Origin of the sequence: Pseudoalteromonas sp. 68 DY56-GL68 (assembly GCF_041414825.1) — a bacterium.
Classification (GTDB): domain Bacteria; phylum Pseudomonadota; class Gammaproteobacteria; order Enterobacterales; family Alteromonadaceae; genus Pseudoalteromonas.
The window spans coordinates 480,855-493,957 of the sequence record NZ_JAOCZL010000021.1 but is presented as its reverse complement, the minus strand read 5'-3'; the positions used below and the strand labels follow the sequence as shown (position 1 = coordinate 493,957).

Here is a 13,103-nt window from a genome sequence, read left to right as displayed (position 1 = left end):
GTTTTTTTATCTGAATTTTTAATGCTAGATTTGTACGTCGTTTACTTTTTTGTAGCCTTCTGCCTCAAGCTCATCATTCACGCACTTTAAAACGTAAGGTTTAAGCTCGTCATTGCTGATGTCATCATCTTTAGCCCAGTTTAAACACATTTCAGTGTATTCTTTGATCATTTCAGCTGATGCTTCAGGTGCTTCGTTAGCGATTGCATTTGATGCAGACATAGTTAATACCGGCGCCAAAATCAGTGCTAGCAATGCTTTTTTCATCTAATTATTCCTAATCAACATAATTAATTATTACTGGCTTATCACACAGTAATGGTGCGCAATGTGTAACTCACTTTGCTTGAGTGAATTTATAAACTAAATCTCTAAAAAAGATAACGAAATTTTTTTATCGTAAAGATAAGCAAAAAATGACCAATATTTTTATCTACAATGCTGGAAATATGCCGGTAGTTGCACGTATTATCTCGTTAATTTTAAAAGGAAAGTGAATCTAGTTATGTCTGAGCAAGTGACAAATTCAAAAGTAAAGAAAGTGCCGACCAAGGTAGAGCAAGTTGTTGAGAGTTTTATTTTTCGGTCGCGTTGGTTATTAGCGCCGTTCTTTATTGGCTTATTAGTCGCTGTTGTTTTGTTACTACTAAAGTTCTTTAAATATTTGTACAGCATGGCCTTAAATACGTTTACCGCATCAAATCAAGAGTTGCTAGTTGGTATTTTAACCTTAGTAGACACTGCCTTATTAGCAGGATTGCTACTTATTATCATCTTCAGTGGTTATGAAAACTTTGTCTCAAAGTTGAATATAGAAAACCATGAAGACAGGCCAGTGTGGATGGGCAAAGTAGGTTTCTCAGGCCTGAAAATGAAATTGATTAGTGCAATTGTAGCCATCTCCGCTGTTGAGCTCTTAAAGGTGTTTATTAGCTCGAATAATCACTCCACAGATGAACTACTTTGGAAAGTAATAATTCATGTCACATTTGTGGTCTCTGGGGTGTTATTTGCTTTAACGGATTACATTAACAGTAAAACGATGAATCATTGATAGCGCTACAATCATAAAAAAGCCCTGCAATTGCAGGGCTTGGCTTTAACAACTGATTTTTAATTCAGGGTTGCATAAAAGCAACCGAACCCGGGCAGAGTGACTGTATTATTGTTTAATTCAGCTGTGTGATGTGAGATCTCAGTATGCTGTAAAGATACAGTATCAGAGATTGTCAGTTCGCTACTTTGTGCACCTAAGTTGAATACACAAAGCATTTTAGTCTCGTTAAGCGTTCTGTAAAAAGCAAGCACTGGCTCTTGCGTATCTATAAATTCAATATCGCCTTCTAACAGTACGTTTTTATCTTTACGCCATGCCATAAACTCACGATAGGCATTTAAAATTGAATCTTTATCTTGATCTTGCGTATTTACCGCAGCAATCTTGTGAGCATCACCCACTGGTAACCAAGGTTTGACTGTAGAAAAGCCTGCTTGATCTGCATCACTTGCATCCCATGGCATAGGAGTACGACAGCCGTCACGGCCTTTAAAATTTGGCCAGAATGTAATGCCATATGGGTCTTGTAAATCTTCAAATGCGACTTCGGCTTCACCCAAACCTAGCTCTTCACCTTGATACATACATACGCTACCGCGTAATGAAGCAAGTAGGGCGGTTAACATTTTACATTGCTGTGGCTCAATTTTTTCACCTTGACTCCAGCGGCTAGCTACACGCTCTACGTCGTGGTTGCTAAATGCCCAACAAGGCCAGCCTTCTGTCATGCGTTGCTCTAACGTGTTGACGGTTGTGCGAATATATTCTGCGCTGTAGTCATTGGTTAGTAGCTCAAAACTATAGCCCATATGCAGCTTGTCACCGCCTGATGTGTATTCAGCCATCGTCGCTAATGAGTCTTCTGATGAGATCTCACCTAATGCAACAGTACCTGGGTATTTATTCAAAAGGGCACGAATGTCTTGCATAAAGCTCAGGTTTTCGGGTTGCGTGTTGTTGTAATAGTGATACTGGAACGCATACGGGTTGTCTTCGCTAAAGCCACGACCTTGACGTTTTTCAGGGGGCTTAGCAGGGTTATCACGTAATTGTGCGTCGTGATAACAGAAGTTAATAGCATCTAAGCGGAAGCCATCAACGCCTTTTTTCAACCAAAACTCAACATTGTCTAATACCGCTTTACGTACTTCAGGATTATGGAAGTTTAAATCTGGCTGCTCAGCAAAAAAGTTATGTAAGTAATATTGGCCACGGCGAGGCTCCCACTGCCATGCAGGACCACCAAAGATTGATAACCAGTTATTTGGTTGCGTACCATCAGGCTTTGCATCTGCCCAAACATACCAATCAGATTTGTCGTTAGTCTTATCTTCACGGCTATCAAGAAACCATTGATGTTGATCAGATGTATGGCTTAATACTTGATCAATAATAATCTTAATATCACGTTGGTGTGCTTGTGCAATTAACTCATCAAAGTCATCGAGGTTACCAAAGATAGGGTCTATGTCACGGTAGTCACTGATGTCGTAACCAAAATCTTTCATTGGTGATTTAAAAAAAGGTGAGACCCAAATTGCATCTACGCCAAGGCTCTTGATGTAATCGATACGATCAATTATACCTTTGATATCGCCAATGCCATCGCCATTAGTGTCTTGAAAGCTGCGCGGGTAAACTTGGTATATAACCGCACCTTTATACCACTGCTTTTGAGTCATGTTTTTCTCCATCGTGACATTCAGTGTCTGTAAACTGAGAGGTAACCTCACAAGGGTTACCAGAATGTCAAAAGCATACGTGAAGGGGGTTAGGCTGTAAAAACTCTGCATACGTATGCACGTTAAATTAACGTTTTAACTCAGCATAATTTATTAATGCTATTCGAGTGTGTTGAATTAATTTTTAATGCGAAATTCTTTACCAATTTTTTACTGTCCTAAAAAATACAACTAAAAATCCACTGTGGTGCATAAAATAGCTGACTTGTCACAAGTTGGTGCAACAAGTTTTTTGGTATGACCAATTAACATTCCTTGTGTTGAATCAAGAGTAATCGTTTTTTTACCTTTCTTGATCACAAGTAAGTATTAGCTTTTACAGTCAGGCCCCAGTTTGGGAGCTAAAAGTAAGACAATTTTGTTTCATTCACACTTTCTTGCCCAGCTTTGATAATAAATAAATATTAATCAGTGGCTTAACTATTTTAACTGTAAATTATTTGTTAAATTTAAATTGCATGAACTAGTCTGAATACGTATGCATAAATTTGTTAAGAAAATAAGCTGAGCGTTAATATTCATCTCGACAACAAAATCAGTCAGCGAATAACAGCTTTTCTGAAACAGATAACTGCATCACGTTGGCATTACAATTTGGGTAATGGGAAAACATTATGTCTATGTTCAAACCAAGTATATTAACTCTGGCTCTTACAGCCGCAGGTTTAAATAGTTTTGTAGCGTATGCCGCAGAAGAAGACCAAAAATCAAAAAATGATAACGTTGAGGTTATCGAAGTAAAAGGTTTTCGTGGCAGTGTTGTAGAATCTATTAATACGAAACGCTTCACACCTGAAGTCGTTGAGTCAATCTCAGCAGAAGATATCGGTAAGTTACCTGATTCATCAATCGCAGAATCAATCGCGCGTCTTCCGGGTTTAACAGCACAGCGTCTAGACGGACGTGCAAGCCGTGTAAGTGTGCGTGGTTTTAGCGAAAACGAAAGTGCTACAACCTTTAACGGTCGCGAACAGGTGTCAATTGGTGACAACCGTGGCGTTGAATTTGACCTTTACCCATCAGAAATCATGAGCGGTGTAACTGTATATAAAACACCGAGTGCAGGTATTGAAGCAGAGGGTATTGCTGGCGTAATTGACATGCAAACTGTAAAACCTTTAAGTAAAGGTGAACAAGTTATCATGTTCAACGGTCAATATGAGCAAACAGGCTTTGATAAATTAAACCCAGACGGCGACGATAAAGGGTTCCGTGGCACAGTTTCTTATATTGATCAGTTCGCAGATGACACCATCGGTATTGCATTTGCTTACAACACGATGAGCTCTCCAAACCAAGAGAAGCGTTGGAACTCATGGGGCTACCCAGAATTTACTGGCGAAGATGGTAATACCTATTCTATCTTAGGTGGCGCTAAGCCGTTTGTTCGCTCATCTACACTTGAACGTGATACAGCCATGTTCGTGTTAGAAGCAGCACCGAATGACCGTCTAAATATGACATTCGATGCATTGTATGTTGATTTTTCGGATGAAAAAATCCTACGTGGTATCGAAGTTCCATTTGCATGGGGTCAAGGTTCAATCGACCCTAGTTCAGCTGTTGTTGACGCAGACTCAGGCTTTATCACCAGTGCTGTTACACAAGGTCAACGCGTTGTAGTGCGTAATGACTACGAAGAGCGTAACGCTGAGCTAACTCAATTTGGTTTTAACACTAAGTACGATATCAGTGATGACTGGTCAGTAGAGTTTGACGCTAGTCGCTCTGAAGTTGAACGTCAAATTTGGAGTATCGAAAGCTATTCAGGTACAGGTCGTGGCGATGCAAATGGCATTGCAGATGATATTGGTTATGTATTCGACGGCGGTAACACAGGGGCACAATTCAGCCATAACCTTGATTACAGTGATTACGATTTAATTCAACTAGGTGGTCCATTATCATGGGGTGCAAGTGCTGCACTGAATGATAAATATGGTTTAACCGGTACAGCATACGAGAATACCGCACAAGATGGCTTTATCAATGCGCCAGAAATCAATGATGAACTAAGCACATTGAAGCTTGCTGCAAGCAAAGTCCTTGATAACGCATATGTCAGCCGCGTGTCATTCGGTGTGTCATATCGTGACCGTGAGAAGAGCAAACTGTCTGAAGGTTACTTCATGACGTTAAAAGACTTCTCACTTTCAAACCCTGGTATGTTATCAATCCCAGAGCAATACCGCTTAGGTACGGCGAGCCTTGACTTCATTGGTATGGGCAATATGGTAGCTTATGATACCAATGCTTTAGTGAATGATGGCTACTACAGCTTACTTCAAGAAAGTTTAACTGACTCAAAGCACAAGACACAATCGTGGACTGTACAAGAAGAAGTAACAGCATTCTTTGCTCAAGCTGATATTAACGCTGAGCTTGGCTCAATCCCTGTAACAGGTAACATTGGTGTGCGTTATGTTAAAACTGAGCAGTCTTCTCAAGGTTTTGCAGCCAATACTGTAGATGGCTTAGTTGTCGTTACACCAACAGATATTAGCCATGACTACAGTCATTTCTTACCAAGCTTGAACTTATCATTTGCCATTGATGATGAGCAAACTGTACGTTTCGGCGCTGCGAAAACGATTTCTCGTGCCCGCCTAGACGAAATGAATGCATCTATAAGTGCATCATATAACCAGCAACCGGATGAAAATGGAAACTACTGGAGTGTCTCAGGTGGTAACCCAGAGCTTGAGCCTAAAGAAGCAACAGGCTTTGACTTAAGCTACGAAAACTACTTCCATGAAGAAGGTTATTTTGCCGCTGCATTTTTCTATAAAGATATCACGCAGTGGATCTTTGATGGTACTTATGAAATTGATATGAGCGGTGTTGCTGACCCATCAACAGGTGAGATTCCACCAACTTCAACGGGTACAGGCTCTGGTAAAGTAAATGGTGGTTCTGGTGACCTTTGGGGTTATGAGCTTTCGTTAACACTACCGTTTACTATGTTTAGTGATTCACTTGATGGCTTTGGTTTAATCGCAAGTCATACAGGTGTTGAGCAAGATATTACAGATCAAAACGGTAATGAATATGAGCTACCAGGCCTATCTGACCAAATCGATAGCTTAACAGTTTACTTTGAGCGTAACGGTTTCCAAGCGCGTACTAGCATGCGTAAGCGTAGCGACTTTAAAGGTGACGTATACGGTTTAGGCTTTGCAACTACACAAGTCGATATTAAAGGCGAAACAATTTGGGATGCACAAATTGGTTACGACTTTAGTGAAGGTGGCGTAGAGAGTCTTGACGGTTTATCTGTCACTTTCCAAGTTCAGAACATCACTGAAGAGCCGTTCACATCACTACAAGGTGATAACTCACTTCAAGTACGTGATTACCAAGACTATGGTCGTACATTCCTGTTAGGCTTCAGCTACAAGCTGTAATAAGCTAATACAGTGATAGAAATTGCCCTTGTGATTTGTTTTACAAGGGCTTTTTTATATCAGTGAGCTACACTCAATGAATTGAAATTGGTGTTAGGTGTACTATGGAATCAAAAAAAATAACCAAGGTCGTAATCGCCGGTGGTGGCACAGCAGGGTGGATAACTGCCGCATTACTCAATAAAGTGTTAGGCAAAGTGCTTGATATCACGCTAGTAGAGTCTGCAGAAATTGGTACTGTTGGTGTAGGTGAAGCAAGCATTCCACCCATCTTGCATCTAAATGGTGCCCTAGGCATTTCTGAAAAAGAATTTATTAAGGCTACTGGTGCAACGATTAAGCTAGGCATCGAGTTTGAAAATTGGCGCAGCCAAGGTCACAGCTACATGCACGCCTTTGGTGAGATAGGTAAAGACTTTCCGTTTTGTGAGTTTTATCATTTTTGGTTAAAAGCACATCACGCTAATAATGCACCTGACTTTTGGGATTTTTCGCTTAACTATCAAGCTGCCAAAGCACATAAATTTGCCCACCTTAAACACATTCCTAACACCCAGTTAGCGGGCTTACATTATGCTTACCATTTTGATGCCACTCGATATGGCGAATTCTTAAAAGAATTAGCGCAATCACGGGGCGTTAAACGTATTGAAGGCAAAATTAAATCGGTTAATCAATGTCACCAAAGCGGGCATATTCGCTCTTTGCAGCTTACAAATGGCGAGCAAATTGATGGCGACTTATTTATTGATTGCACAGGTTTACGTGCTCTATTGATAGAACAAACTCTTAATACCGGCTATGAAGATTGGTCACACTGGTTACCATGTGATAGTGCGATTGCCGTGCAAAGTGAATCAGCTGCTGATGCAATTGCTTATACACGTTCAATTGCAAGAGACTCAGGTTGGCAGTGGCAAATTCCATTACAACATCGTGTAGGGAACGGTCTTGTCTATTCATCTCGTTTCTTATCAGACGAAGCGGCAAAGCAACAGCTTTTGGATTACTTACCAGCTAAACCACTAACAGAGCCGCGTGTTATTAAATTTAAGACAGGCCGCCGTTTAAAGCAGTGGCATAAAAATGTGGTATCGGTTGGCTTATCGAGCGGATTTTTAGAGCCATTAGAATCGACCAGTATTCATTTAATTCAAAGTGCCGCCATTCGTTTAATTAAGTTTTTTCCTCATCAAGGTATTAAGCAAAGCCTTGTGGATGAATTTAATCAACAAAGTAAAACAGAATTTGAGCGAATTCGTGACTTTATTATTCTTCATTACAAGCTTACTGAGCGTGATGACAGTGCGTTTTGGCGTTTTTGTAAAGGCATGGATATTCCAAGCGGTCTTAAAAAGAAAATTGAGCTATTTAAAACCAGCGGCAAACTCATAAGAGAAGACGATGAATTATTTGCCGAGGTTGCATGGCAGCAAGTAATGATAGGGCAAGGACTCATAGCAGAGGATCAACACCCATTGGCTGATGCATTATCCGATGAGCAATTAAATGAGCTATTTAGTAGTTTAAAAACCTTGATTAATAGTGCAGTTGAGCAACTGCCGAGCCACAGTCAATTTTTAGAAAAAGTACAAAATTAATTATGAAAAAAACACAAAGATTTTTAGTATTAACCACCGCATTAACGCTTTTTAACTCGACAGCAAGTTTTGCAATTACCGCGTCACCAGAGAATTGGTGGATAGGGATGCAAAATAACTCGTTGCAAGTCATGCTTTACGATAACAATATTGCTAACAAAACGTGGCAAATGGTGCCTCACAAAGGCATTGAGTTTAAAGGGGTCACAACAACGAATAACCCTAACTACGCGTTTTTAGATTTAACCATTAGCGATAATGCAAAGGCGGGAAAACTGACTTTTAAAGCTGAAGATGGCACAAGGTTTACTTACCCGTTAAATGCCCGTGATAAGCAAAGTGCTGATCGACAAGGTTTTACAAATAAAGACACGCTTTATTTAATCAACCCTGATCGCTTTGTAAATGGTGATCCGAGTAACGACACCGTTGCTGGTATGCAGGAGGCTGCAAATCCAAGCTTTAAAGGTGGCCGTCATGGCGGTGATATTCAAGGAATTATTAACAGCCTAGATTATCTTGAGGACCTCGGTGTGACGCAACTTTGGTTAACGCCAGTGCTTGAAAACGACATGCCAAGTTATTCGTATCATGGTTATGCTATTACTGACTTTTACAAAGTTGATCCGCGTATGGGCAGTAATGCGCTTTATAAAACCTTATCAGCAAAAGCGAAAGAGCATGGTATTGGTTTAGTGATGGACATGGTACTTAACCACTTTGGTTCATCGCATCAGTGGATGACTGATATGCCAACAGCTGATTGGGTTAACTTTGATGGCAAGTTTGAAAACGGTAAAAATGCCACAACTCACGCTAGACAAACAATTCAAGACCCTCACGCGAGCCAATACGACAAACGTCAATTTAATGATGGTTGGTTTGTTGAGTCGATGCCTGATCTAAATCAGCGCCAGCCGCTACTCTCTACTTATTTGATTCAAAATGCCATCTGGTGGATTGAATATGCCAATTTAAGCGGCATTCGTGTTGATACCTACTCATACTCAGATAAAGCGTTTCTAGCCGATTGGACTAAAGCGATTATGACCGAGTATCCGAACTTTAATATTGTTGGCGAAGAGTGGACAGCCAACCCCGCAATTGCTTCTTATTGGCAGCGCGGCAAAGTCAATCAAGATGGTTATACCTCTGATTTGCCAAGTGTGATGGACTTTTCATTACAAGAGGCGTTGATCCAAGCACTTAACGAAGAAGAAAGCTGGAATACAGGTTGGATAAAAGTATATCAATCGCTTGCGAATGACTTTTTATATGCAGATACCAATAATATTTTAGTGTTTGCTGATAACCATGATATGAGTCGTGTTTACACTGAGCTTGGTCAAGACTTAGCAAAAACGAAACTGGCCATGACGCTACTGTTAACAACTCGCGGTATTCCACAAATCTATTACGGCACAGAGCTTTTGCTTGATAACACGCCAAGTAATGATCACGGTGATATTCGTATTGACTTCCCTGGTGGCTTTAAAGGTCAAAAAGCAAATGCTTTCACAGGTAAGGGGCTTTCAGCTGATCAGCAAGAGATGTTAGCTAGCATGAAAAAACTGCTTAAGCTGCGCCAAGAAAAGCCAGCGCTAAGCGAAGGTCGTTTAATGCATTTTTCGCCAAAGCAAGGCGTTTACAGCTATGTGAGAGAGCATAATGGCCAAACTGTATTGGTTGTTCTGAACAAAAACCAACAAGCCATTGATTGGGATTTAAGCTACATGCAAGAAGTGCTGAAAGGCAATAATAAAGGGCGCGATTTAATCAGCGAAAAGGGCGTTGATCTTGCTACACCAATCCGCTTAAAAGCTATGCAAGCACGCTTAATCGAGCTTGAATAATTGCAACTAATAGGCTGAATACGTATGCATTTACTGTCCGTATGCAGCCCTTAACATTAGTATGAACTGATATTTACAGAAAAATGAAGTAATGATGACAACATATAAAATAACCGCGTTAGTCGTGGCATCGGTACTAGGTTTAACTGCCTGTGGTAACGATGCACCAGCAGAGCAGAACACACACAAAACGCAATCTGAATCTAGTCAAGCCGCTATCTCTAAGCCTGTGGTATACCAAGTATTCACTCGATTATTTGGTAATACAAACACCACCAATAAACCCTGGGGCACATTAGAAGAAAATGGGGTAGGCAAATTCGCTGATTTTAATGATGCAGCATTACAAGGCATTAAAGAGCTAGGTACAACGCATGTTTGGTATACAGGTGTGCCGCGTCATGCATTAGTAACTAACTATACAGAATACGGTTTGTCGCAAGATGACCCTGATGTTGTAAAAGGGCGTGCAGGCTCGCCGTATGCGGTGAAAGATTATTACGATGTTAATCCTGATTTAGCAATTAACCCTGAGCGTCGCTTAGAAGAGTTTGTTGAGCTGATTAACCGCACTCATGAGCACGGTATGAAAGTTGTTATTGATATTGTGCCAAACCACGTAGCGCGTAACTACGAGTCGGTCGCAAAGCCTGAAGGTGTTAAAGATTTTGGCGCTGATGATGACACGACAAAAACCTATGCGCGCGATAATAATTTTTATTACGTAACAGGGCAGTCATTTCAAGTTCCCACCAGTGATAGCTATCAAGTGTTAGGTGGTAACCCGCATCCACTTGCTGATAATCAGTTTGCTGAAACACCAGCAAAATGGACGGGCAATGGGGCACGTGCTGCTAAACCTGACATCAATGATTGGTACGAAACAGTTAAAATCAATTACGGTGTGAAACCAGATGGTAGTTATGATTTCCCGACGCTACCTGCTGATTACGCTAATAAAGATTACCGTGCGCACTACGCATTTTGGCAAGATAAAGACCTGCCAAATAGCTGGTATAAGTTTCGCGACATCGCACTATATTGGTTAGATAAAGGTGTTGATGGTTTTCGTTATGATATGGCTGAAATGGTGCCTGTTGAGTTTTGGAGCTTTTTAAACTCATCAATCAAGATGCAAAAAAGCGATGCCTTTATTCTAGCCGAGGTTTATAACCCAACGCTTTACCGTCCTTATATCCAGCAAGGTAAGATGGATTATCTGTACGACAAAGTCGGTTTTTACGACACGGTTAAAGCTGTGATGCAAGGTAAGCAACCAGCGGATACTATTTTCGATATTCAAAGCCAAGTGGCTGATATTGAAGAGCACATGCTGCACTTTTTAGAAAACCATGATGAGCAACGCATTGCTAGCCCGGATTTCGCGGATAGCAGTGAAAAAGGCAAGCCAGCTATGGTGGTGTCTACCTTAATGTCGCGCTCGCCAACCTTACTCTATTTTGGTCAGGCAGTTGGTGAAGATGGTTCTGAAGATGGTGGTTTTGGCGACCCAACGCGTACCAGCATTTTCGATTATATGGGTGTACCTGCGCATCAAGCATGGATGAATAATGGTAAATTCGATGGCGGTGCGCTTTCAAAAGAGCAAGCTAATCTTCGCGCTTACTACACGAAGTTAATGTCCTTAAACACGCTTCCTGCCATTGTCGGCGGTGACATGCACGCTATTAAATTAACTGGCTCAGAGCAAGTCATTGCCTTTACGCGCAAGCTAGGTCAACAGCTGGTGCTTGTGGTAAGTAATTTTTCAGAAAACCCACAAAATGTTGAGCTTACTCTTAATCAAGCGTTGTTACCTAAGCTTAACCACAGTGATTTAACGTTAACTGATAACCTCGAAAATCATGCCGACATTGTGATTTCTGAGGCAACAACGAATGCGCCAATTCAATTACAACTGAATGGCTTGAGCAGTGCAGTATTTACCTTAAAGGCTGACAATGAACAATAACAAACCAACGCTAAGCTTTTGGCAAATATGGAATATGTGTTTTGGATTCCTTGGAATCCAATTTGGCTTTGCATTACAAAACGGTAATGTAAGCCGTATTTTTCAAACTCTAGGTGCGAATGTAGACGACATTCCAATCCTCTGGGTTGCTGCACCGCTGACAGGTCTTATCGTGCAACCGATAATCGGTTATTGGAGCGATAAAACATGGAATAAGTTGGGTCGTCGTCGTCCGTTCTTTTTCTATGGGGCTATTTTAACGACGTTATCGTTATTCATTATGCCTAACTCATCAAGCCTTTGGATTGCAGCGGGTATGTTATGGATTATGGATGCGTCAATTAACGTGACTATGGAGCCTTTCCGTGCCCTTGTGAGCGATAACCTGCCAAAAAAACAACGTGCAACTGGTTATGCAATGCAAAGCTTCTTCATTGGTGTTGGGGCGGTTGTCGCGTCTGCTTTGCCTTGGATGATGACTAACTGGTTCGATATTGCCAATACGGCACCTGCTGGGCAAATTCCTGACTCTGTGAAATTTTCGTTTTACTTTGGTGCCGTAGTGTTACTCGTTGCTGTTTTTTGGACGGTATTTACCACCAAAGAATATTCACCCCAAGAGCTTGAAAGCTTTCATGAACAAGAGCAGAGCGATGACTCAAAAGATGTTCAACAAAATGTGAATTTTAATAAGGGCGCTGTAATCTTTACGGTTCTTGGTCTTTTAGTGCTTGGTATTGTTACGGGTCTTTCTCTTGAAAAAGAGCTTTATTTGCTTGCTGGTGGTTTGATTAGCTTTGGTGTTATTCAATTTATTGCTGGTGCTTTAAAAGCTAAAAACGCAACCAGTGGTGGCTTTTATCAAGTTGTGAATGATGTATTCACAATGCCTGAGGCAATGAAGCAATTGGCTTGGGTACAATTTTTTAGCTGGTTCTCATTGTTTGCAATGTGGATTTATACCACCTCTGCGGTAACCAGTTTCCACTATGGCAGTAGTGACACAAGTTCACTTGCTTACAATAACGGTGCGGATTGGGTTGGCGTATTATTTGCCGCTTACAATGGTTTTGCTGCCATTGCTGCAATGTGTATCCCGATCATCGTAAAAAAAGTGGGGCTTAAAATGGCCCATGCTATCAATCTTGTGCTAGGTGCATTAGGGCTGCTCAGCTTTATTATTATCAAAGATCCAAGTTTACTTATCTGGCCGATGATTGGTGTCGGTTTCGCTTGGGCATCAATTCTATCTTTACCGTACGCAATGTTAAGTACCTCAGTACCGAGTAAGAAAATGGGTGTGTACATGGGTATCTTTAACTTTTTTATTGTTATTCCGCAGCTTTTAGCGGCAAGCGTATTAGGCCTAATTTTACGCCACTTTTTTGATAATCAACCGATTTATGCGTTAGTGCTAGGTGCAGTGTCATTCGTACTCGCAGCAATTGCTGTACTGCGCGTTAAGCAACAATAA

8 protein-coding genes are annotated in these 13,103 nt (G+C 41.0%); 6 read left to right on the top strand and 2 right to left on the bottom strand.

Going from position 1 to position 13,103, the window contains the following annotated elements; genetic code table 11:
- Positions 1-24: 24 nt before the first annotated feature.
- Positions 25-267 (bottom strand): hypothetical protein, encoded by a 243-nt coding sequence (locus tag NYF15_RS16675; RefSeq protein ID WP_062568918.1) that lies wholly within the window; start codon positions 265-267, stop codon positions 25-27.
- A gap of 238 nt (positions 268-505) precedes the next feature.
- On the opposite strand from NYF15_RS16675, the gene NYF15_RS16670 reads away from it, so the two are divergent.
- Complete coding sequence (locus tag NYF15_RS16670; protein ID WP_130149732.1) at positions 506-1,054, top strand: TIGR00645 family protein; 549 nt, start codon at positions 506-508, stop codon at positions 1,052-1,054.
- A 59-nt stretch (positions 1,055-1,113) separates the two neighbouring features.
- Here the strand turns inward: NYF15_RS16670 and NYF15_RS16665 are convergent, their stop codons facing one another.
- Positions 1,114-2,739, bottom strand: a complete 1,626-nt coding sequence (locus NYF15_RS16665) for an alpha-glucosidase family protein (RefSeq protein WP_371354170.1) — start codon at positions 2,737-2,739, stop codon at positions 1,114-1,116.
- Between the two features lie 674 nt (positions 2,740-3,413).
- On the opposite strand from NYF15_RS16665, the gene NYF15_RS16660 reads away from it, so the two are divergent.
- The 5 genes from NYF15_RS16660 to NYF15_RS16640 all read left to right on the top strand — a co-directional run bounded on the left by NYF15_RS16660 (position 3,414) and on the right by NYF15_RS16640 (position 13,103).
- Positions 3,414-6,203 (top strand): TonB-dependent receptor, encoded by a 2,790-nt coding sequence (locus tag NYF15_RS16660; protein WP_371354169.1) that lies wholly within the window; start codon positions 3,414-3,416, stop codon positions 6,201-6,203.
- A 104-nt stretch (positions 6,204-6,307) separates the two neighbouring features.
- Positions 6,308-7,804 (top strand): tryptophan halogenase family protein, encoded by a 1,497-nt coding sequence (locus NYF15_RS16655; RefSeq protein ID WP_371354168.1) that lies wholly within the window; start codon positions 6,308-6,310, stop codon positions 7,802-7,804.
- Positions 7,805-7,806: 2 nt separating this feature from the next.
- Positions 7,807-9,657 carry a glycoside hydrolase family 13 protein gene (locus tag NYF15_RS16650; protein WP_371354167.1) on the top strand — a complete coding sequence of 617 codons (1,851 nt, stop codon included), beginning with the start codon at positions 7,807-7,809 and terminating at the stop codon, positions 9,655-9,657.
- 94 nt (positions 9,658-9,751) lie between these two features.
- Positions 9,752-11,629, top strand: a complete 1,878-nt coding sequence (locus NYF15_RS16645) for an alpha-amylase family glycosyl hydrolase (protein WP_371354221.1) — start codon at positions 9,752-9,754, stop codon at positions 11,627-11,629.
- Positions 11,619-13,103 carry an MFS transporter gene (locus NYF15_RS16640; RefSeq protein WP_371354166.1) on the top strand — a complete coding sequence of 495 codons (1,485 nt, stop codon included), beginning with the start codon at positions 11,619-11,621 and terminating at the stop codon, positions 13,101-13,103. The genes NYF15_RS16645 and NYF15_RS16640 overlap by 11 nt, the downstream gene beginning before the upstream one ends.

What these genes read in the sequence shown, in the direction of transcription:
- NYF15_RS16675 (WP_062568918.1), bottom strand. Translation starts at nt 267, where the DNA reads ATGAAAAAAGCATTGCTAGCACTGATTTTGGCGCCGGTATTAACTATG.
- NYF15_RS16670 (WP_130149732.1), top strand. Translation starts at nt 506, where the DNA reads ATGTCTGAGCAAGTGACAAATTCAAAAGTAAAGAAAGTGCCGACCAAG.
- NYF15_RS16665 (WP_371354170.1), bottom strand. Translation starts at nt 2,739, where the DNA reads ATGACTCAAAAGCAGTGGTATAAAGGTGCGGTTATATACCAAGTTTAC.
- NYF15_RS16660 (WP_371354169.1), top strand. Translation starts at nt 3,414, where the DNA reads ATGTCTATGTTCAAACCAAGTATATTAACTCTGGCTCTTACAGCCGCA.
- NYF15_RS16655 (WP_371354168.1), top strand. Translation starts at nt 6,308, where the DNA reads ATGGAATCAAAAAAAATAACCAAGGTCGTAATCGCCGGTGGTGGCACA.
- NYF15_RS16650 (WP_371354167.1), top strand. Translation starts at nt 7,807, where the DNA reads ATGAAAAAAACACAAAGATTTTTAGTATTAACCACCGCATTAACGCTT.
- NYF15_RS16645 (WP_371354221.1), top strand. Translation starts at nt 9,752, where the DNA reads ATGACAACATATAAAATAACCGCGTTAGTCGTGGCATCGGTACTAGGT.
- NYF15_RS16640 (WP_371354166.1), top strand. Translation starts at nt 11,619, where the DNA reads ATGAACAATAACAAACCAACGCTAAGCTTTTGGCAAATATGGAATATG.